General features: G+C 64.1%; 21 protein-coding genes. 3 read left to right on the top strand and 18 right to left on the bottom strand.

The window, feature by feature from the left end; translation table 11 throughout:
• Window positions 1-134: 134 nt before the first annotated feature.
• Complete coding sequence (locus tag BAY15_RS19065) at window positions 135-518, bottom strand: hypothetical protein (protein ID WP_157771665.1); 384 nt, start codon at window positions 516-518, stop codon at window positions 135-137.
• 173 nt (window positions 519-691) lie between these two features.
• Window positions 692-1,039, bottom strand: a complete 348-nt coding sequence (locus BAY15_RS01790; protein WP_068848435.1) for a hypothetical protein — start codon at window positions 1,037-1,039, stop codon at window positions 692-694.
• A gap of 937 nt (window positions 1,040-1,976) precedes the next feature.
• On the opposite strand from BAY15_RS01790, the gene BAY15_RS01785 reads away from it, so the two are divergent.
• On the top strand, window positions 1,977-2,294 hold the full coding sequence (locus tag BAY15_RS01785; protein ID WP_157771664.1) for a SymE family type I addiction module toxin: 318 nt from the start codon (window positions 1,977-1,979) through the stop codon (window positions 2,292-2,294).
• 89 nt (window positions 2,295-2,383) lie between these two features.
• Here BAY15_RS01785 and BAY15_RS01780 read toward each other — a convergent pair whose 3' ends face one another.
• The 7 genes from BAY15_RS01780 to BAY15_RS01750 form a co-directional block, all read right to left on the bottom strand.
• Window positions 2,384-3,022: a LysE family translocator gene (locus tag BAY15_RS01780; protein ID WP_068848431.1), complete on the bottom strand. Its 639-nt coding sequence runs from the start codon at window positions 3,020-3,022 to the stop codon at window positions 2,384-2,386.
• 2 nt (window positions 3,023-3,024) lie between these two features.
• Window positions 3,025-3,795, bottom strand: a complete 771-nt coding sequence (locus BAY15_RS01775) for a 2OG-Fe(II) oxygenase (protein WP_068848429.1) — start codon at window positions 3,793-3,795, stop codon at window positions 3,025-3,027.
• 629 nt (window positions 3,796-4,424) lie between these two features.
• Entirely contained in the window at window positions 4,425-4,811 is a 387-nt protein-coding gene (locus tag BAY15_RS01770) for a VOC family protein (protein WP_068848427.1), read from the bottom strand.
• A 106-nt stretch (window positions 4,812-4,917) separates the two neighbouring features.
• Entirely contained in the window at window positions 4,918-5,769 is an 852-nt protein-coding gene (purU, locus tag BAY15_RS01765) for a formyltetrahydrofolate deformylase (protein WP_068848425.1), read from the bottom strand.
• A 53-nt stretch (window positions 5,770-5,822) separates the two neighbouring features.
• Entirely contained in the window at window positions 5,823-6,686 is an 864-nt protein-coding gene (locus tag BAY15_RS19060; RefSeq protein WP_157771663.1) for a hypothetical protein, read from the bottom strand.
• Between the two features lie 22 nt (window positions 6,687-6,708).
• Window positions 6,709-7,200, bottom strand: a complete 492-nt coding sequence (locus BAY15_RS01755) for a hypothetical protein (protein ID WP_068848421.1) — start codon at window positions 7,198-7,200, stop codon at window positions 6,709-6,711.
• Window positions 7,201-7,334: 134 nt separating this feature from the next.
• Window positions 7,335-7,604 carry a DUF2798 domain-containing protein gene (locus BAY15_RS01750; protein ID WP_068848419.1) on the bottom strand — a complete coding sequence of 90 codons (270 nt, stop codon included), beginning with the start codon at window positions 7,602-7,604 and terminating at the stop codon, window positions 7,335-7,337.
• 135 nt (window positions 7,605-7,739) lie between these two features.
• Between BAY15_RS01750 and BAY15_RS01745 the strand changes: the two genes are divergently transcribed.
• The gene (locus BAY15_RS01745) at window positions 7,740-8,666 is read left to right on the top strand and encodes a LysR family transcriptional regulator (RefSeq protein ID WP_068848417.1); all 927 of its coding nucleotides are present in this window, start codon (window positions 7,740-7,742) and stop codon (window positions 8,664-8,666) included.
• Between the two features lie 43 nt (window positions 8,667-8,709).
• On the opposite strand, the gene BAY15_RS01740 is transcribed toward BAY15_RS01745, so the two are convergent.
• From BAY15_RS01740 to BAY15_RS01710, 7 genes are all read right to left on the bottom strand, one after another.
• On the bottom strand, window positions 8,710-9,819 hold the full coding sequence (locus BAY15_RS01740; protein ID WP_068848413.1) for an NADH:flavin oxidoreductase/NADH oxidase: 1,110 nt from the start codon (window positions 9,817-9,819) through the stop codon (window positions 8,710-8,712).
• Window positions 9,820-10,033: 214 nt separating this feature from the next.
• Complete coding sequence (locus tag BAY15_RS01735) at window positions 10,034-10,855, bottom strand: NAD-dependent protein deacetylase (RefSeq protein ID WP_068848410.1); 822 nt, start codon at window positions 10,853-10,855, stop codon at window positions 10,034-10,036.
• Window positions 10,856-10,903: 48 nt separating this feature from the next.
• The gene (locus BAY15_RS01730; RefSeq protein ID WP_068848408.1) at window positions 10,904-11,317 is read right to left on the bottom strand and encodes an acyl-CoA thioesterase; all 414 of its coding nucleotides are present in this window, start codon (window positions 11,315-11,317) and stop codon (window positions 10,904-10,906) included.
• A 104-nt stretch (window positions 11,318-11,421) separates the two neighbouring features.
• Window positions 11,422-12,441: a ribonucleotide-diphosphate reductase subunit beta gene (locus BAY15_RS01725; protein ID WP_068848406.1), complete on the bottom strand. Its 1,020-nt coding sequence runs from the start codon at window positions 12,439-12,441 to the stop codon at window positions 11,422-11,424.
• A gap of 194 nt (window positions 12,442-12,635) precedes the next feature.
• Window positions 12,636-15,047: a ribonucleoside-diphosphate reductase subunit alpha gene (locus BAY15_RS01720; protein ID WP_068848405.1), complete on the bottom strand. Its 2,412-nt coding sequence runs from the start codon at window positions 15,045-15,047 to the stop codon at window positions 12,636-12,638.
• A gap of 575 nt (window positions 15,048-15,622) precedes the next feature.
• On the bottom strand, window positions 15,623-16,723 hold the full coding sequence (zapE, locus tag BAY15_RS01715; protein ID WP_068848403.1) for a cell division protein ZapE: 1,101 nt from the start codon (window positions 16,721-16,723) through the stop codon (window positions 15,623-15,625).
• Entirely contained in the window at window positions 16,720-17,394 is a 675-nt protein-coding gene (locus BAY15_RS01710) for an alpha/beta hydrolase (RefSeq protein WP_068848401.1), read from the bottom strand. The genes zapE and BAY15_RS01710 overlap by 4 nt, the downstream gene beginning before the upstream one ends.
• Window positions 17,395-17,449: 55 nt before the next feature.
• On the opposite strand from BAY15_RS01710, the gene BAY15_RS01705 reads away from it, so the two are divergent.
• Entirely contained in the window at window positions 17,450-18,307 is an 858-nt protein-coding gene (locus BAY15_RS01705; protein WP_068848400.1) for a hypothetical protein, read from the top strand.
• An 87-nt stretch (window positions 18,308-18,394) separates the two neighbouring features.
• On the opposite strand, the gene BAY15_RS01700 is transcribed toward BAY15_RS01705, so the two are convergent.
• Together BAY15_RS01700 and BAY15_RS01695 are read right to left on the bottom strand one after the other, a co-directional pair.
• On the bottom strand, window positions 18,395-19,834 hold the full coding sequence (locus BAY15_RS01700) for an ExeM/NucH family extracellular endonuclease (RefSeq protein WP_068848398.1): 1,440 nt from the start codon (window positions 19,832-19,834) through the stop codon (window positions 18,395-18,397).
• 281 nt (window positions 19,835-20,115) lie between these two features.
• Entirely contained in the window at window positions 20,116-20,634 is a 519-nt protein-coding gene (locus BAY15_RS01695) for a c-type cytochrome (RefSeq protein WP_068848396.1), read from the bottom strand.
• Between the last annotated feature and the right edge of the window lie 63 nt (window positions 20,635-20,697).

The following is a 20,697-nucleotide window of genomic DNA, read 5'->3' as shown; positions in this document are numbered from 1 at the left end:
TACATGGCCTGCGGTACGCAGCGTGAGCAACCAACAAGGCTGCGCGGGCTCAGCCGAAGCGCAAACTCGATCAGCAGCACGGCCATCATCCGTTCGAACCAATGGCTAGCGCATATGAAGCGCCGCGCAACACGTCAGACAATTACCTCGTAGTCATCCGCATTCAATTCAGCGAACTCGGAATCACGCAGAACGCTGACCTCGGCTGTGCTTGGATCTACCAGCACACTGAACACCACCACAGGCTCAGTCTTACTACCCCGGGTCAGAACCACCATTTCATTACCTCTTGCTGGATTGAGGCGGAGTAATACACGACTACCATTGATCAGGCTCCATCGCTCACCAACTCCCAACGGTTCCTTCTCGAAGAGGATGAAATCGACCTTCCATTCGCCGCCGGCAGACCTGGCGCCACCGATGGTGACGGCTCGATCAACCCATTCGGGCAACGACCCGCATGGATGAATCTGGTTGAGCTTCGCGACAGCAAGGCGCCTGGCAGATTCAAAATCCATCATTCAATTCGCAACAGTAGTGCAATTGGTAGATGTCTCGATCAGAGCCTACTTCCAGCCAGGCTCAACACACACTCATGGGGCGTCTTCGTCAACTCCGATGATCAAGTCGGCGCCTGCAGCTTTCGCATGATAAAGCGGCGGCGACTTCCAGCCTCCGCAGCCTCGGGGCCTTAGGCTTTCGTTGGAAGTTCGAACTCGCCGCCTAGATGGAGGCGCCTGACGATGGACATCGCCATGAAGCGGTAAGCCGCCTCCGGCGGGGTATCGTTCTCTACATACCGAATCTCCGCGACGGAATAGTCCGTCCCCAGTTCGCTATTGGCTTCGGCCACGCCCTCAAGCACACACCTGACCAGCGCCTCTTCATCCAAGGGCTTGTGCTCGCATTCCCCTATCGGAGGAAGTCGCTCGCAGCTCAGGCGGCACTCTGTGCTGTCGAAGCGAATCTGCAGGAGGTTATGCGTGATGCCCGTGACGCGAGTAACCGTGAGGAATTCGCCTTGCCGTACGAACTGCATATATGGTCTCTGCTCACGACCCCGTGACCCCGACGAGGATACTAGCATCGCGTTGGCAGATCCTCCACTTGCGGCCAGAAGCAGTCAGAAACTAACTGATCTCCCAGAATGCTCTGTGCACGGCATGCGCATAGGTGTTAGCGGAAACTCCAGGGCACTCCTTCCTGCTCATCCCAGAGTAGCTCGACCCCCTCCTCCACGCCATTCACCTCATCCTTGACCTCGACTATTTCATCGGCATTGATGACTGGCCGTGGTAGATCAACCTGTTCGGCTTGGGCAATCTCCGTCCATTTCCGCTATGCCAATCCGATCGCCCTATCGAAAGCTTCGTTGGCGCTATCCGCGCAGCCGAAACCATCCAAGCAGAATCCAGCATCCCTATTGGCCCTGAGGAATTCCCCTCCATAACCAAGGATCTGCCACATCTTCATCGCGTGCGCTCCACTACGCCTTCCACACTTTTCCACTTGGTGGCAGGCAACTGCAAACATTGCTGGCCGAGCGCCGCAGTACCTGCCCGGGCAATCTTATTCGGCGCGCATCCGGGGTCGCTTACGACTTTTTTCCTCCAGGCATCGTTCAAAGATTGCGTACTTCTGACATCAGGGAATGACCTTGAATTGGGATGTTCGTTCCAGTGATTGCGCGCGTAGGCCGGAGTTCCGGCTCAGTTGCGTCACACCATTGACCCAATGAATCGAACATGTCGGTATGCTGGCCAAGTATCAACTTCTATTTGCTTGAGCAACTGTGCATCGTCTGGATTCGGGGCTTGATATCCCCTTGTTAGACCCATGAAAGCATGAAGTTCTGCGTCGGGAGGGTGGCGAATACAACACCCCCTTGGGAAATAAGTCACGCCGATGGTCTAACGGATATCAACCTCCCGACTCCCTTGTCGCCGACAAGGGAGTACTTCCGATGGAGTAGACGCATGCGCAGTTCAAAGATGGATTCATGCAACGATGCCAGCCAGCAGGTTGGCATCGGCTGGTATCAGCCCAAGAGCCTACGCATTTCCGCCCTGCGGCACCCTGCCGGCAACATCCTGCCGCCGGGTCTGTCCATTCCCTACCTGTCGCTCTGCGGGGTATGGATGGAGCGGTTGGGATTCAAGACGGGGCATCGGGTGTTTGTTGAGGTCTCACCCGGGCGCGTCACGTTGACGCTGGATGAAGCGCCGGTGCCACTGCCGTACCGGTATCAGAAGCACAAGCCGAAGAAGAGTCGTTCGGACGCGTTGAGCGACTAGCTGGAGGCTCGCACGTCGGCCGTCCGGCTGTAGTCGAGGCATTGGAGACACGCCGGCGTGTCTCCGCCCCGCCGTCCGCCGAGTTTGTGTTACGCCATGAACACCAATCGCAGCGCGAATCCGATCAGCAGCACGCCCATCACCCGTTCGAACCAGTGGCTGGCGCGCATGAAGCGCTGGCGTACGGCTGCCGTGGAGAGCGCTACGCTGACCAGGACGAACCATGCCGCGTTGATCAGGCACATCCACAGGCCGTAGAGCATCTGTACGGGGAGCGGTGTCTTTGCGCTGACCAGTGTTGTGAACACCGCCAGGAAGAACAGGGTCGCCTTGGGGTTGGTGGCGTTGGTCATGAAGCCGATGGCGAAGGCTTGTCTGGGGGTTTGCTGCACGGCGTCGCTCGTCGCATCGGTGGTCGGCTCGCCGCCCGTGCTGGGCTTGCTGCGGAGGAACTTGATGCCGAGGTAGAAGATGTAGGCGGCGCCGAGCCACTTGGCTGCTGTCATCAGCCAGGGGGTTGTGTGCAGGAGTGCGCCTACGCCGATGAGGGTGTAGAGGACATGGACCGAGATGCCTGCGCCTATTCCTAGCGAGGTATAGATGCCTGCTTTTCGGCCGAAGCGGACGCTTTGGCGGACAGCTACCGCGAAGTCAGGGCCTGGGGCGACTACTGCGAGAAGGTGGACAACCGCGAGGCTGAGGAACTCTCCCCAGTAGGGTGCAAACACAATCAGCTCCAGAACGAGAGGGGGCTGGCCGACCCACGATAGCCAACGAAACAAGACAGACTAAGACGCGTGGCATCCATACTAGGCGAAACAGCGTGCATACAGGTTGAGTTAAACAATAGAAGATCACCCGCCTCGGGCCTTACTTCCACTGTTGGCTTCCCAAGCAGGACTGGATCGACTCCGTAACTTCCGCCTCGCATGGCATCGAACTCTTCCACTGAGATCTCGGTGTCCCATATCTGCAACGCTCCGCCTTCGAGCGGCATCGAAAGGTAAACATTGGCCGCGAGTTGGGCGCGGAGGCTTTGTGCCTCGAAGCTATCCGGGGCATCCTTAGAGAAGATGTCGTGATGCGCCAGCATTGGAACTCCTGGTTCGACCACTCTCGAAAGCCCAACGTACATCTTTCTGCCGTAAAGCGTCTCGATCTTTGCGCCCGCAGGCCATATCTCGTCTAACGTACACCGCAGCAGGTCAATGGGAGAGAGGTAAGGTGTGCAACGACCTCTGAGCTCCCTGATGTTCTTGGCGGCATCGTCGAAGTACTCATGGATGCGCACCGGATCGTTTTCCGTCTCATAGAACGCGAGCCCTACCTTTCCTATGCTGGAAGCGTTTATGTACTTGTCGAACCCCTTGGTAAGAATTCCGTACTTGAGGGTTTCGGCCAGCTCCTCTGTAATGAACTTTTTCCAGCGAACAGCAAGCAACTCCCCACGTGCCAGCTTCTCGATACAGGATGCGTCCAAGGCGTCAATTTCTTCGATCACTATTCTCTTCCATGCAGTTCGTGGGCAGTAGCGAAGATCGAGCACTGGCGCTAAGCGCTTCGCTTGGCATCGCGCGTACGCACCTAAGCTAGATCCTCATTTCGAGATCACATCGTCATGGACGTGATTGCTCTTCGGTCGGCACTGCTTCACACTTTTACCGAACTGTTCGGCGGTCACCTTGTAGTGGGATGCGCGTCGCGCAAGATCAGTGCGTCCGCGCCCACTTTCCGCGATCTTGGCGCCAGTATTGAGAGCTCAGAGGGCACCGGCAGCAAGACGAGCTGTCGCCTTCGGGCTCCGTCCTAGCAGCCAGTAGATGGTCCAGGGCTAGGCTCAGGTATTTGGCACAATAGGGTGCCAGCACTTGTGACTTCGTGGCGGCGCGCTGGCGCTCTAGTCTCTCGTGCGGTGCCGCCTGGGGGCCGGCACTACCGGGCGGCTGCCGGCATTTTTGGAGGATGGCCAAACTGCGGGCATCGAGAAGGCCGGCCAACGGCCGGCGCTACCGCGTCTCTTGCGACTGTGGGGGTCGCTATCAGAAGACTGCGGCGCGGTGTCCGTCGAGCATGCCTGCGTACGGCGCGGCCCAGTACCTGGGACCTGTAGTCTGGCTCAGAACCGCTCGGCTAGTTTGCAGAAAGGTACTCTGAGACTTCTATCAGGTTGAGTTCGGGGTCCCGGACATAGACAGATCGGATCTTGCCCAGTGCACCGGTGCGCTCGACGGGGCCCTGTTCGATCTTCACGGAGTTGCTGCCTAGCTTCTGGATGACCTGATCCAACGGTACTGCGGCAATGAAGCAGAGGTCCAGGGCGCCCGGCACAGGTAGGTGAGCCTTGGGTTCAACCTCATGTCCCTTGATGTGCAGATTGATCTTCTGGTTGCCAAACCGGAATGCCTTTCTGCCCGCCCCGAACGTTTCCAGGGTCATCCCCAAGACGTTGACGTAGAAGTGGGTAGTGGCCTCCTCTGCAGATGTGGTCAGCACGAGGTGATCCAGGTGGTCGATCATGGGGGCGGTCGCAGTTGGGCGGTGGCTTTATCGTAGCCGTATGCACATTGCACGTTGTGGCGCCTTGCAGCCTAAAGGCGCCCAGCAGGAGGAGCCGCCCCATCGGTTACCTGAATACAACGGTGCGGTGCCCGTTGAGGATGATGCGGTGCTCTACGTGCCTGCGTACGGCACGCGCCAGTACCTGCGATTCGGTGTCGCTGCCGAGGCGGACCAGGTCGCGGGGGGTCATGGCGTGGTCTACCCGCGCGACGTCCTGTTCGATGATCGGGCCTTCGTCGAGATCGGAGGTGACGTAGTGGGCCGTTGCGCCGATGATCTTTACACCGCGTGCGTGGGCCTGGTGGTACGGCTGCGCGCCCTTGAAGCTGGGCAGGAAGCTGTGGTGGATGTTGATCGCGCGGCCGGCCAGCGCCTGGCACAGGCGCGGTGAGAGGATCTGCATGTAGCGCGCCAGTACCACCAGGTCGATCTGCTCGCGTTCGACCAGATCGATGATCTGTTGTTCCTGCACTTCCCGGTTGTCTGCATTCACCGGCAGGTGGTGGAACGGAATGCCGTACGAACCCGCCAGCGGGCCGAAGTCTTCGTGGTTGGACGCCACTGCGGCGATATCCACCTGCAGCTGACGGCTGTGCGCGCGGAACAGCAGGTCGTTGAGGCAGTGCCCCTGCTTGCTCACCAGCACCAGCAGGCGCGCACGGCGCCGGGCGTCGTGCAGCTGCCAGTCCATCTTGAAGTCAGTGGCCAGCCCGGCCATGCGGGTCTGGATGGTGTCGATGGGCTGGCGCGGGTCGCGGTCGAAATGCACGCGCAGGAAGAACCGGCCGCTCTCGTCATCGCCGAACTGCTGTGCATCCAGGATGTTGCAGCCCTGCTCGAACAGCAGGCCGGAAACGCGGTAGACGATCCCGGTACGGTCCGGGCATGAGAGGGTGAGGATGGAATCAGGGCGCATGGATGAAGTCTATGCCAGCGGCTTCCGAGGCGAAATGGTGTTATCAGATGTAACTATGGAGATCGTCGTCGCTCCATCGGCTCTTCAACCACTCGGCTCCGCCAAGCCTCCAGGACTTCACCGTCCTCCGGCATCCCGCGAAGGGTATCAATGACCCGGCCATTCTGTAGTAGATGAAACACCGGCGTCTCGTTGGTTGCCACACCCTTCGGCGTACGTCCAGGCACCTCTGCTGCCATCGGGTGGGTTGGGTGGTGCGCGTTCCATTTGCGCATCTCGCCCTCCTCCCATGCAGAGCCTGCTGGGACCAGCAATGTCAGCATGGGTAGCATCCACGACCACGTGCTGCCGTCCATCACTTTCGACATAGCCCGGTGGGAAGGCGCGCAGTGCGGATGTACTACCGCCACGATCTGCCACCCTTCCTGGTTGGGCCAAGGTACGTCCGTGACGCCATCTTCGCTGAGAAGCAGGCGGCGTGGTCCGGTACCACCTGCCAGCTCCAGGGCGGGAAGCTCGGATACCGAGATACCAAACTTGCGGCGGAGCTCATTGGCCGCGCTGAAACGCCTGGATGCCACCAACACCCCATGCACCCTGTGGTGATGGTATGGACGCGCGTTGTTCGTCGCCACGATTGCGTCATGGAGGCAGATGAGGCGATCGACAAGTACAGCATCCGGCCTGTGGACTACGACCAGATGCGTCGCAAGGAACAGATCCTCCCGCCTATCGATGGGTATGGAGTCGCATTCCAAGCTTCTCAGTGCGGGAGGTATGCCTTCGTCATAGGCATGACGCATGATCCGTAGGCGGTCATCTTCTGTTTCCGGCCTACTCTCGATGTCCCGCACCGTCTCGTAAAGCGTAGAAGTGCTGCTATCGGGCTTTGGCAAGGCCGACAGCAGCACTGTCATCAATAGAAGAGCCTGCACGCGGTCAGCACTTTGGGGTGCAGATGGAACTGGCCGACGTTTTGCAGGTGCCAGTACCTACGCACTGGTAGCTGTAATGATGGTCCTCACAGCGAGGACTCAGCATCTTCATGATTTCCGAGTCCCGCTCTCCCTGAATCGGGATGGGGAGGCGGCGGGCTGAGCGTTGCGCGCCCAGCAGGGATAGCACGTCGTAGGCTTGGCCCAACGTCAGTTCGCGCTCCATTTCGATGGTTGAGAAGCTGGTCAGGCCCCTCTCGTTGAATCGGAGAGATGCGACGAAGCTTGCCATCGCCTCATCACTGAACGCCCGGAGCGGGGAGTTCTGCGGCATGGCGTTGAGGTAGTCCAGTAGACCGGTTTCGCTTTGGATGGAAGCCGCCGACTCTTCCGCAAGGCTCAGCTGCCTGTCTATCGGGGACGTACCCGTGCAGTCTGCGTATGCGTTTGCACTAAAGAGAGTAAGACACAGGAAGGCTACGTTCTTGTAGTTCATATCAACATTCTTCAGGTCTGCGGCGTTGTTGCCGCAGACCGAATGTGCGGCCAACGCAAACGCAAATCTGTGTCCGACGTACTGGTGTGTGAAGAATCAATCGAAACCTGGATTTCGAATGTTTTCATCAACCGTCAGCGCGGCGGGTGCACGGTCAGCGCGACGAGGCGCATCACCACCGGACGCACCAGCAGCACGCAGCAGAACGCGGTGGGCATGGCGAGCTGGTAGGCGCCGAGTACGCGCATGGGGAAGTCGGCGTTGATGCCGGCGTTGGCGGCGGTGATTACCAGGCACATCAGCATGGCCATGATGGAGGCCATGAAGAAGGCAAAGACGTACGGGGTGGCGCGGGCGCCGAGCTTCCAGCGGGCAGTGGCCAGGGTTTGAGCTTGTTGCGACATCAGGGGTCCAGTGGGCGGCAACCAGCGGTTGCGGGACCGGCACGATAGTCAGCGGGGCCAGGTGCCGGTAGACCGCCGGGCGTTGGCTCTTTATAAAGTAATTCTTTGCAATGACCGGCCAGAATTGGCGCAAGCATGAACATTTTGCAGTCAATCCGCAGTTTCATCCGTACCGCCGATGCAGGCAGCCTGGCGGCGGCCGCGCGCACGCTGGGGATCAGCCCGGCGGCGGTGGGCCAGAACATCGCGCGGCTGGAAACGCATCTGGGCGTGCGCCTGTTCAACCGCACCACGCGCACGCTGGCGCTGACCGAGCGCGGCGCGTTGTATCTGGCCGAGGTGCGGCATATCGAGCGCGACCTGCAACGGGCGCAGGCGGCGGTGACCGATCCCGAAGCCACACCGCATGGTCGCCTGCGCATTGCCAGCACCTCCGCGTTTGGCCGGCATGTGCTGGCGCCGATGCTGCCGGCGCTGCAGGCGCGCTATCCACGGTTGTCGATCGAGCTGCTGCTGGCCGACCGCAGCGTGGACCACGCGCATGAAGATGTGGATGTGAGTTTCCGGATCGAGCCGCAGCTGGTGGAAGGTTTGGTGGCGCGGGCGATTGCGCAGGTGCCGTTCCAGGTGTGTGCGGCGCCTTCGTACCTGGCGCAGGCGGGAGTACCGGCCACGCCGGAGGATCTGCGTGAGCACCGTTGCCTGGTGTTCCGGTATCCGGTCGATGGGCGGTTGCTGCCGTGGGGATTCGTGCGCGATGGGATCCGCTTCGAGGCGGAGATGCGGCCGGCGCTGGTGTCGGATGACATTGATGCGTTGGCGGCGATGGCGGCCGCTGGCGGTGGCATTGCGCGGTTGGCGGCGTTCGTGGCGGCGCCTTGGTTGGCGCGGGGCGAGCTGCAGGTGTTGTTTGCGTCGGGCGATGGGGCGCGGACGTCGCCGGAGCCGATGCGGTTGTTTCTGTGTGTGAGTGATCGAAGGGATTTGACGCCCAAGGTGCGGGCGTTGATGCAGCACGTGGTGGAGGGGTTGCCGGCCGCGTGGCGGGTGGATGTTGCGTGAGATCAGGCGGCGCACGACCAACGGTCGTGCGCTACCGGTTCAATCAAGCAGACGGGGCGGTGAATACGCCGCGGGCTTCGCGCGGTTCGCAGCGCAGGTATTGCGGGGCGGGGGTGATGGAGTCGCCGAGGGCGGCGGCGGCGTGCCACGGCCAGCGCGGTTCGTAGAGGATGCCGCGGGCCAGTGCGACGGCGTCGGCGTGGTTGTGGCGCAGGATCGATTCGGCTTGGGCCGGGTCGGTGATCAGGCCGACGGCGATGACCGGCATGCGCACCTTGGCTGCCTTGATCGCGGCGGCGAACGGCACCTGGTAGCCGGGCTCGAGGGCGATCTTCTGGCGTGCGTCGAGACCGCCGCTGGAGACGTGCAGGAACTGGCAGCCGCACAGGTCGAGGATCTGCGCGAGGGTAGTGCTCTGTTCGATGTCCCAGCCGCCGTCGACCCAGTCGCTGGCGGAAATGCGCACGCCCACGCTGATGCGGTCGGAGACCGCCGCGCGCACGGCGTCGAACACGCGGATCAGCAGGCGCATGCGGTTTTCCAGCGAGCCGCCGTACTCGTCCTGGCGCTTGTTGCTGAGCGGGGAGAGGAACTGGTGCAGCAGGTAGCCGTGCGCTGCGTGCAGTTCGATCAGGTCCAGGCCGGCGCGCTCGGCGCGCTTGGCGGCCGCGGCGAAGGCCTCCACCACGGCGTCGATGCCGGCTTCATCCAGCGCTTCGGGCGTGGGGCCATTGGCGGTGAACGGCAGCGCCGAGGGGGCTTTCACGGTCCAGCCGTTCGGGTCGGTCGGCGGCAGCGGGCCACCGCCGTCCCACGGGCGTGCGGAGGAGGCCTTGCGACCAGCATGCGCGAGCTGCACGCCCACCGGCATCGGCGACCAGCGCTTCACCGAGGCGATCACGTCGGTGAGGGCGGCTTCGGTGGCGTCGTCCCAGAGGCCCAGGTCGGCGTAGCTGATGCGCCCTTCCGGCAGCACGGCGGTGGCTTCGAGGATCAGCAGGCCGGCGCCGGACTGGGCCAGCATGCCCAGGTGCTGGCGGTGCCAGTCGTTGGCCAGGCCATCGGTGGAGGAGTACTGGCACATCGGGGCGATGACGATGCGGTTGGACAGCGTCAGCGGTCCGAAGGTTACGGGGGAGAAAAGCTGGCTCACGGGCGGGCGACTCGGGGGAGATGAAACAGGAGTGGTATTGCACCGCGAAGCGGGTTTGCGGGCAACCGTATGTGTGGAACGGTGAGGCTAGCGAGGCATGGCCTCGCTCTACGAGTGGCGCATATAGGGGAATCTTTGGGTGGAACGGTGGGGCCGGCGCGGCAGGCCACGCCAGGCGTTCAGGCAGTTTGCGCGTGCGGGTTTCGTTCGCGGGTCAGGCCGATGCGGTGGCTGGCAGGAGGAATGACAGGGCTTCTGCGCAGGACTGCTCTACCTTGAGGGTGAGGAGATCGTCTGCTCGGGTGCGGCCAATGTTGAGGGCGGCTACGGGTAGGCCGGCCTTGGCGGCGGCCTGGACGAAGCGGTAGCCGGAATAGACCATCAGGGAGGAGCCGACCACGAGGACGGCGTCTGCCTGTTGCAGGTGGGCGTGTACGGCATCGACGCGGGCGCGCGGTACGTTTTCGCCGAAGAACACGACGTCCGGCTTGAGGATGCCGCCGCAGGTGGGGCACGCGGGCACGTTGAAGGTGCTGAAATCCACGCCTTCAAGGTCGGCATCGCCATCGGGGGCCTGGGCGGCGTCGAGGCGGTCCCAGCCGGGGTTGGCGGCGAGCAGCGCCTGCTGGAAGGCTTCGCGGTTGCTGCGGGTTTCGCAGCCCATGCAGCGCACCTGGTCGAGGCGGCCGTGCAGGTCGATCACGGCGGCACTGCCGGCACGCTGGTGCAGGCAGTCCACGTTCTGGGTGAGCAGCACTTCAACCTTTCCACGCGCTTCCAGCGCGGCCAAGGCGGCGTGGGTGGCGTTGGGCTGGGCCTGGCCGAAGCGCGGCCAGCCGAGCAGGCTGCGCGCCCAGTAGCGTTGGCGGGTGGCCGCTTCGCCCATGAAATCCTGGTAGTTCACCGGTGGGGTGCGCTTCCACTGGCCGTCGGCATCGCGGTAATCGGGAATGCCCGAGTCGGTGCTGCAGCCGGCGCCGGTGAGGACGAACAGGCGGCGGGCGCGGTCGATGAAGTCAGCCAGAGGGGTAGACATGCCAGCTAGATGGGGGCGATTGGAGGGTTCGCAATCGCCCCTGCCCGTTCAGGGTCCGGCGATATCGGCCGGCAACGCAGGCACGGCGGTGGGCTTGTGGTTTTCGTCCAGCGCGATCATCACGAAGTGGCCGCGGGTGCACAGTTTGCGCTCGCCGGTGTGCAGGTCTTCGGCGATGAGCTCTACTTCGACCTTCATCGAGCTGCGGCCCACTTCGACGATGCGCCCCACGGTTTCCACCATCTGGCCGATGCTGATCGGCAGCTTGAAGTCCACCTGGTCGGAGCGGGCGGTGACCACGGTGCGGCGCGAGTAGCGCGCGGCGGCCAGGAACGCGGCCTTGTCCATCCACGCCAATGCCTGGCCACCGAACAGGGTACCCATGTGGTTGGTGTGGTTGGGGAAGACGATTTCGGCCATGCGCACTTCAGTGGGCGGGACGACGTCAGGGGTGGCGGTCATGGCGGTGGGCCGTGCGATGGGGTCGACGAGGATGATACGGCAGCGCCCGCAAACAAAAAGCCCCGGCAGTGCCGGGGCTTTCTGGTACGCATGGTGCGCTTGGATCAGAACGACATGTCGAAGGACACTTCGCCCTGCACGCCCACCTGGTAGGCCGAGGGGCGGCGTTCGAAGAAGTTGGTCAGCTCCTGCACGTCCTGCAGTTCCATGAACGGCAGCGGGTTGCGCACGTTGTACTTCTTTTCCATGCCGAGGCGGTGGAAGTGGTTGTCGGCGCAGTGCTGCAGGTACTGGCGCATGTCGCGGGTGGAAATGCCGGCTACGCCGCCGGACAGCACGTCTTCGGCGAACTGCACTTCGCATTCGATGGCTTCGGCCAGCATGTCGTAGACCTGCCGCTTCATTTCATCGTCGAACAGGTCCGGCTCTTCCTCGCGGATGACGTCCACGCATTCGAAGGCGAAGTCCATGTGCGCGCTTTCATCGCGGAACACCCAGTTGGTGCCCGAAGCCAGGCCGTTGAGCAGGCCACGCGAACGGAAGTAGTACACGTAGGCGAACGCGGCGAAGAAGAACAGGCCTTCGATGCAGGCGGCGAAGCAGATCTGGTTGAGCAGGAACTGGCGACGCTGGTCGCGGGTTTCGATGCGGGTGAGGCCCTGGATGGAGTCGATCCACTTGAAGCAGAAGTCGGCCTTCTTCTTGATGGAGTCGATGTTCTCCACTGCCGAGAATGCCTTGGCGCGTTCTTCCGGATCCGGCAGGTAGTTGTCCAGCAGGGTCAGGTAGAACTGCACGTGCAGCGCTTCTTCGTACAGCTGGCGCGACAGGTACATGCGTGCTTCGGGCGCGTTCAAGTGCTGGTACAGGTTCAGCACCAGGTTGTTGGACACGATCGAGTCGCCGGTGGCGAAGAAGGCAACCAGGCGGTGGATCAGGTGGCGCTCGCCCGGCGACATCTTGGTGTGCAGGTCGCTGATGTCGATCTGGAAGTTGATTTCTTCCACGGTCCAGGTGTTCTTGATCGCGTTGCGATACATGTCATAGAACTGCGGGTAGCGCATCGGGCGCAGGGTCAGTTCAAAACCGGGATCGAGCAGCATCTGCTTGCGGGTGTCGGCCATGGTGGGTCTTTCCTTCTGAGGTGTACCGACCAACGGTCGGTACCTACCGGGTGTGTGTGCCGACCAACGGTCGGCACCTGCCGGGTGTTTGTTCCGGCGGTTGGGCCGGTGGAGCGGCCGGGCAGAGCCCGGCGCTGCGGTTGGTCGAGGCCGGCCAACGGCCGGCGCTACCGGGGCGGTGGGCGCCCCGCGGATTACTGGCAGGCTTCGCAGGCTTCCGGGTTTTCCAGCGAGCAGGCGATGGCTTCTTCCGGGCTGAACACCTTTTCCGGGGCAGCCGCTGCGGTGTGGCTGATGGTGGTCTTGGCGATCTTGGTGGCCGGACGCGAACGCAGGTAGTAGGTGGTCTTGATGCCCTGCTTCCAGGCGTACATGTACATGGAGGACATCGCGCCGATGTTCGGGCTTTCCATGAACAGGTTGAGCGAGGCGGACTGGTCGATGAACGCGCCACGGTCGGCGGCCATGTCGATCAGCGAACGCATCGGCAGTTCCCACGCGGTGCGGTAGATCTGGCGCAGGCTTTCCGGGATCTGGGCGATACCCTGGATGGAGCCTTCGGCCATCTTGATGGTGTCACGCATTTCCGGGGTCCAGTGGCCGAGCTTCTTCAGCTCGTTCACCAGGTAGCGGTTCACCTGCAGGAAGTCGCCCGACAGCGTTTCGCGCTTGAACAGGTTGGACACCTGCGGCTCGACGCACTCATAGCAGCCGGCGATGGAGGCGATGGTCGCGGTCGGGGCAATGGCGATGATCAGCGAGTTGCGCAGGCCGTGTTCCTTGATGCGGGCACGCAGGGCGTCCCAGCGCGCGCCGTCTTCCGGCACCACGTTCCAGGCGTCGAACTGCAGTTCGCCGCTGGCCGCACGGGTGTCGTTGAACGACGGGTGCTTGCCACGTTCCTGGGCCAGTTCGACCGAGGTTTCCAGGGCGTGGAAGTAGATGGTCTCGGCAATCTTCTTCGACAGCGCGCGGGCTTCGGCGCTGTCGAACGGCAGGCGCTTGCGGAAGAACACGTCCTGCAGGCCCATGCAGCCCAGGCCGACCGGGCGCCAGCGCATGTTGGCGCGGCGGGCGGTTTCGATCGGGTAGAAGTTCAGGTCGATCACGCGGTCGAGCTGGCGCACGGCCAGGCGAACGGTTTCGGCCAGCTTTTCGTAGTTGAACTCGTTGTGCTCGTCGAAGTGGTTGCCCAGGTTGATCGAACCCAGGTTGCACACGGCGGTTTCATCGTTGGAGGTGACCTCCAGGATTTCGGTGCACAGGTTGGACAGGTGGATCACGTTGCCCGGACGCAGGGTCTGGTTGCTGGCGCGGTTGCACTTGTCCTTGAAGGTCATCCAGCCGTTACCGGTTTCGGCCAGGGTACGCATCATCCGCGAGTACAGCTTGCGCGCGGAAATGGTGCGGTTGGCCTTGCCCTGTGCTTCGGCCTGCAGGTAGGCGGCCTCGAAGGCTTCGCCGAACAGGTCGGTGAACTCGGGCACCACGCGCGGATCGAACAGCGACCATTCCTGGTCGGCTTCGACGCGCTTCATGAACAGGTCCGGCACCCAGTTGGCCAGGTTGAGGTTGTGCGCACGGCGCGATTCGTCGCCGGTGTTGTCACGCAGCTCGAGGAAGTCTTCGATGTCGGCGTGCCAGGTTTCCAGGTACACGCAGGCCGCGCCCTTGCGCTTGCCACCCTGGTTCACCGCAGCCACGGACGAGTCCATGGTCTTCAGCCACGGCACGATGCCGTTGGAGTGGCCGTTGGTGGACTTGATGAGCGAGCCGCGCGAACGCACGCGGGTGTAGCTCACGCCGATGCCGCCGCTGAACTTGGACAGCTGGGCGATGTCGCCGTACTTGGAGTAGATCGATTCCAGCGAATCCTGCGGCGAATCGAGCAGGAAGCACGAGGACAGCTGCTCGTGGGTGGTGCCGGAGTTGAACAGGGTCGGGCTGGACGGCAGGTAGTCCAGGTTGCCCATGCGCTTGTACAGCGCCAGGGTTTCCGGCACGTCTTCGCTCAGTGCGCTGGCGATGCGCAGGAAGAACTGCTGCGGGGTTTCGATCACCTTGCGGGTGTGTGGATGGCGCAGCAGGTAGCGGTCGTACAGGGTACGCAGGCCGAAGTAGTCGAAGTTCAGGTCGAGGCTGAGGTCGATGGCATCGTTGAGCTTGCGCGCGTTGGTCTGCACGAAGTTCAGCAGGCGGTCGTTGATCAGGCCCACTTCGTGGCCACGGCCGACCGACTGCGAGAAGGCGTGGATTTCCTGGCCCGACACTTCCTTGGCGATGTAGTTGGCCAGCAGGCGCGCGGCCAGGCGGCCGTACTCGGGCTCTTCACCGATCAGCAGGGCGGCGGTGCGGATGGACAGCTCGTCCAGTTCCTGGGTGGTGGCGCCGTTGTACAGGCCGGAAATGGTGCGGGTGGCCACGCGCATCGGGTCCACCGAATGCAGGCCTTCAGCCGAACGCTGCACCGCGCGCACGATCTTGTTCAGATCCACCAGTTCGGTCGTGCCGTTGCGCTTGGTCACGCTCATGGCGGTCGCGGTCGGCGGCGAAGTCAACAGGAATTCGCTTTCCTGGTCGGTGGCTGCGCTGGTTTCGGTGCTCACGGCGTTTTCCTCTTGGCGTGATTTGGGGTGGTGCAGGGTCGCCTGCGGGGCAGGCGTGGGGCCGATGCGCTCAGCGCTCAGGGTGGACTATCGGTGTCGCATGGGACGCGACCGGCGCACTGGCGCTGCGGACGATTCCCCTTGCGTCACCGGTCATCTCCCCCCGGAGACTGGTGCTACCAGCACCGCACCCTGTACGGCATGCGGTTGTCGGTGGGCGTTGGGCCCGTTGGACCCTTCGACTTGTGGTCGAAGAGACCGACGGCCACAAGATAGTGGGGGTATAGGGGGCCGTCAACGCCAAATGTAGGGAATCAGGCCAATCCCTTGCGGCGCAAGGATTCGGTGTTGCAGGCGTCCGACGAACGGTCGCGACCCGTCGAAAGCGAGTGCGCAGTCAAGGGTTGGGGGCGACTTTTCGTGCGATGGAGGGGGTCGAAAAACGGAACAGTTGGGCGTCACGCGGGCGTAACAATTACGCGCGGATCGGGCACCGCGCGGACACGCATGGCGTGTCCCTACGCCTTGTTCCGGCTCGTTGTTCCAGCCCGGGTGACGGCGGCCGGTTGCCCCGGTTACGCCCTGTGGGGCGTGCCGAGGTATTCGGCGCTCTGCATTTCTATCAGGCGCGAGGCGGTGCGCTCGAAGGCGCCCTGCAGGCGGGTGCCGGTGTAGAGGGCTACCGGGGCGTCGGTGGCGGTGCAGACCAGGTTGACGTGGCGGTCGTACAGCTCGTCGATCAGGTTCACGAAGCGGCGCGCGGCATCTTCATTCATGCGGTCGAAATGCGGGATGTCACCCAGCAGCACGGTGTTGAACTCGCGGGCGATCTCGATGTAGTCCGAGGGGCCGCGCGGGCCTTCGCACAGGGCCTTGAAGTCGAACCAGACGATGCTCTTGCCCCGGGCGCGCACCGGAATCTTGCGTGCTTCGATCTCGATGTTGCCCGGCTTGGGCGGCTGGCCGCCGCTCAGCGCGGCCCAGCGGCTGGCCAGCCAGGCATCGCTGTGCTCGTCGCGCGGGGCCTGGTAGACCGGCGAATGGGTCAGCGCGCGCATCCGGTAGTCTTCGGTGCCCTCGGCGTACAGCTCCACGCAGTAGGTCTGCAGCAGGCCGATGGCAGGCAGGAAGCTGTCGCGCTGCAGGCCATTCAGGTACAGGTTCTCCACCGCCGTGTTGGAGGTGGTAACCAGGGTCACCCCTTCGGCGAACAGGCGTTCGAGCAGGCGCGCCAGCAGCATGGCATCGCCGATGTCGGTGACGAAGAACTCGTCCAGCACCAGTACGCGCAGCTTGGCGCGCCATTCCTGGGCGATCCGGGCCAGCGGGTCGCTCTGCCCCTGGTGTTCGCGCAGGCGCTCGTGGATGCCGCGCATGAAGCGGTGGAAGTGGGTGCGGTACTTCTGTTCGATCGGCAGCCCGTCGTAGAACAGGTCCACCAGGAAGGTCTTGCCGCGCCCTACCCCGCCCCAGAAATACAGGCCCTTGACCGGGTCCGGCTTCTTCCAGAAGGCGGACAGGCGATCCAGCCAGCCGTCCTGGGCGCTGTCGACCAGCGCCAGGTGGATGCGGTCCAGCTCGGCCAGGGCGGCGTGCTGGGCCGGGTCGTTCTGCCATTCGCCCCGGGCCACGCCTTCGGCGTAGCGCTGCGACGGGGTCAGTGCGGTATCGCTCATGCGGTGGCGCTTTCCGGGTTCGGCAGCCAGCCCTTGACGCCGTGGAGCACCGCGCCGCGCAGGTCGATCAGCTTGCGGTGGAAGAAGTGGCTGGTTTCGGGCATGCGCACCAGTTCGTGCGGGGCGCCCAGCTGGTCCAGCCAGTCATAGACCGCCTGCGGGTCGACGATTTCGTCGGCCTCGCCCTGGATGACCAGCCAGTTGGCCGGCGGCTGCACGCCGCCGAAGTCCCAGCGCCCGGCGGGCGGGGCGATCGAGATCAGCACCTGCGGCTGCAGCTCGGCGGCCGCGCGCAGGGAGACGAAGGCGCCGAAGCTGAAGCCGGCCAGCCACAGGGTGGCGTCGGGGCGCTGCTGGCGCACCCAGGCCACCACGGCCTTGAGGTCGTCCTGCTCGCCCACGCCATGGTCGAACCCGCCGGCCGAGGTGCCGACGCTGCGGAAGTTGAAGCGCACGGTGGCAATGCCCAGCTCGCGCAGGGTGGTGCCGACCATGGTCACCACCTTGTTGTGCATGCTGCCGCCTTCAGTGGACAGCGGGTGGCAGATGACCGCCACCACCGGCTGCGCGGGCACGTCGGCCTTGGGCGGGTCGACCATCACGTCCAGCGCGCCAACCGGGCCGGCCAGCTGCAGGGTGGTGCTTTCATTGGGGAAAGGGGGATTGTGCATGGCGTCATAATACCGCTCCCCCGCGGGCTGCACTGCCGCGCCTGCCTGGAACCCCATGTTCTATCTGCTTTTCAGCGTGGTCTGCAGCGTGTTGGTGTCGGTGCTGCTGAAGCTGGCCGCACGCCGCCAGCTGGATGTCGCCCAGATGGTGACCTGGAATTACCTGGTGGCCGCCGGGCTTACGGCGGGGGTGCTGCAGCCGCCGCTGGAGGCGCTGCAATCAAGCCATGCGCCGTGGCCGGCGCTGCTGGTGCTGGCGGTGGTACTGCCTTCGCTGTTCCTGGTGCTGGGCCGCACGGTGGCGGTGGCCGGGATCGTGCGCACGGATGTGGCGCAGCGGTTGTCGCTGTTGCTGTCGTTGTTGGCTGCGTTTGTGTTCTTTGGGCAGACCGCGACCGCGCTCAAGCTGCTTGGACTGGGGCTGGGGTTGGTGGCGATGCTGGGCATCAGCCTGCGCCCGCGTGGGCCGGCGGTGGCTGGTGAGGCGGGCAGCTGGCGCTGGCTGCTGGCGGTGTGGGTGGGCTTTGCGCTGGTGGATGTGCTGCTGAAGCAGGTGGCGCTGTCGGGGACGCCGTCGATGGCGGCACTGCTGGCGTGTTTCAGCATTGCGTTTGTGTTGATGCTGGGGCTGCAGCTGTGGCGGCACTTCAGTGGGCGCAGCCGCTTGCGCGCGCGCAACGTGGGTGCGGGGGCGCTGTTGGGGCTGCTCAACGGCGGCAACATCCTGTTTTACGTGCACGCCCACCAGGCGATGCCGGACAGCCCGGCCACGGTGTTTGCCGGGATGAATATCGGCGTGGTGGTGCTGGGAGCGCTGGTGGGGGTGTTGGCGTTCGGCGAGCCGACCACGCGGTGGAACCGCGCGGGCCTGGTGTTGGCGGTGGTGGCGATTGGGTTTATCGCGTGGGGGTGAGACCGCGCGCAGTGCCGACCAACGGTCGGCACCTACCGGTTCGATATCCGTTCGTTTCCGGTTCGATATCCGCCTGTATTCGGGGCGTTACCGGTCGAAACCGAGGATCAACGGGTCGTGGTCGGAACTGCGCCAAGGGCCGGCTTCGTTGCGGTCGCGGTAACCGACGTCGTCGGCTTCGTCTGCATTGATGTGCCATTCGGCCGCGCCGCGCAGGCGCTTGGCCATGCCCGGGCTGAGCAGGGCGTGGTCGAGGCGGCCGGTCATGCCGTTGTAGACGTAGCTGTAGGGGCGCTCGACCTTGGCCACGGCGAAGGCATCGCGCCAGCCGGCGTCGTGCAGGGTGCGGATCGGGGCTTCCATCGCGTAGGCGTTGAAGTCGCCCAGCAGGATCGCGTCGGTGGTGCCGGCGCCGGTCGGGTCCGTGCCCAGCCACTGGTTGAGCAGGCGCGCCGATTCCACGCGGGTGGCGTTCCAGCAGGCCTGGCCGTCGTTCTGGTCGGCATCGGCGCCGGCCGCTTCCGAGCAGCCCTTGGACTTGAAGTGGTTGGCCACCACCACGAACGGCGCGCCCTTGCCGGCGCGGAACGCCTGGGCCAGCGGTACGCGGCTGTGCGGGCCGAACGGGGCCGTATCGAGCACGGCCGGGGCGCCGACCGGGGTCACCCGCGAGCTGCGGTAGATGATGCCCACGCGGATGGGGTTCTCGCCCGGGCCCTTGCCGGCGTCGATGAAGGCCCAGTCCGCACCTTTGCCGCGGTTGGCATTGAGCGCGGCGACCAGTTCGGCAATCGCCGACTGCGGGCCGTAGCCGTCGTTTTCCAGTTCCATCAGCGCGGCCACGTCGGCGCCGAGCGCGTTGACGGTGGCCACCAGCTTGGCGGTCTGGGCCTGGTGTTCGGCCAGGGTGCGGGCGCCGCGCAGGGTCGGGTAACCGCCGCCCTGGCCGTCGCCGTTGAAGAAGTTTTCCAGGTTGAAGGCGGCCACCTTGAGCGCGCCGGGCACCACCGGGGCGGCCGGCCGGTTCAGTGCCGGCAGCGTCAGCGGGGTGGTGACCTGCAGGCGCGGGGTGCCCTTGGCGTCCACGTGGACGATGCCTTCGACGTTGCGCAGCACGGTGCCGGTGCGCAGGGTGGCAGCGGCGGGCAGGTAGGCCACCGGACCCGGGTCGCGCGCGGTGCTGCCGTCATCGAGCAGCAGGCGGCGGCGCTGGTTGTCGGCGATCACTTTGGCGTGGGCGTCGGTGCCGGGAGCGGCCACTTCGCTGGGCTGCCAGAGGCGGCCGTCGAAGGCGACGGTGAGTTCGCCGAAGCGGGCCAGGCCGTCGGTGCCGGCCAGGGTCAGCGGGGCGGCGATGCGCACGTGCTGGCCGTCGAGGGTGCGCCAGTCGGTGGGCGCGGCGGTGAGGGTGATGGTGGCGGAGGTCGCCGGGGTCGATGCGGTCGGGTGTGGCTGCGGCTGGGCCTGGGCGAAGGCGGTGGCCGGGAGGATCAGCGACAGAGCAAGGGCAATGGTGCGACGGCGCATCGGCGGGGAGTCCGGGAACGGGTGCACAGGGTAACCGTGAAATATGAAAGTCGGCTTTGCCGGAGAGGCTGGATGCGCGGACCGGGCGGGTCGGTTGGACCCGGCCGGTAGAGCCGACTAACAGTCGGCTTGGCTCCGGAGCACGGGAGGTTGCAGGGTCCGCGCGAACGGCAGCCGACTGACAGTCGGCTCTACCCTCAGCCGACTGACAGTCGGCTCTACCCTCAGCCGACTAACAGTCGGCTCTACCTGTCGGCTCTGCCGTTCGTGATGCTCGCCGGTTATTTCAGGTTTGCGAGCATCCAATCGACGGTGGCGTGGATCTGCTCTTCGCTCAGGCCAGGGTTGCCGCCCTTGGGCGGCATGATCCCGCCATCCGGGCCGGTGTAGCCCTCGATGGCGTGCTTGTAGAGGGTGTCCTTGCCCTGGGCCAGGCGCGCATCCCAATGGGCGTGGTCCAGGGTCGGTGCCTGGCCGACGCCGGTGGTGTGGCAGGCGGTGCACAGGTTGTCGAAGATCACCTTGCCGTCGGTGGTGCCGCCGTAAGCCACCTGCGAGGCGGCCTTGGCCATCGCCGCCGCCTTGGCGGCGGCCTGGTCGGCAGCACCGGTGGCGCCGGCATAGACCGCACCGGCCGGGGCAATACGCAGTTCGGTGCGCTTGGCGGCCTGGGGGGAGACTTCAGGGGGAATGCGGGTGTGCAGGTACGCGGCGAACAGGATCAATCCGAGCGTGATGGCCATCAATAAGGCAATGACCATGGAAAAGCGTTTCAGGAACTCGAGGTCGTAATTCCGCACTCTCTGTTACCCCTGGCTGGTAGTCGTTGGACCACGGCTTGTCGGCCGAGTATGACCAGCGTC

The organism is Stenotrophomonas rhizophila, from assembly GCF_001704155.1.
Classification (GTDB): domain Bacteria; phylum Pseudomonadota; class Gammaproteobacteria; order Xanthomonadales; family Xanthomonadaceae; genus Stenotrophomonas; species Stenotrophomonas rhizophila_A.
This window is presented reverse-complemented; position numbering and strand designations above follow the sequence as displayed.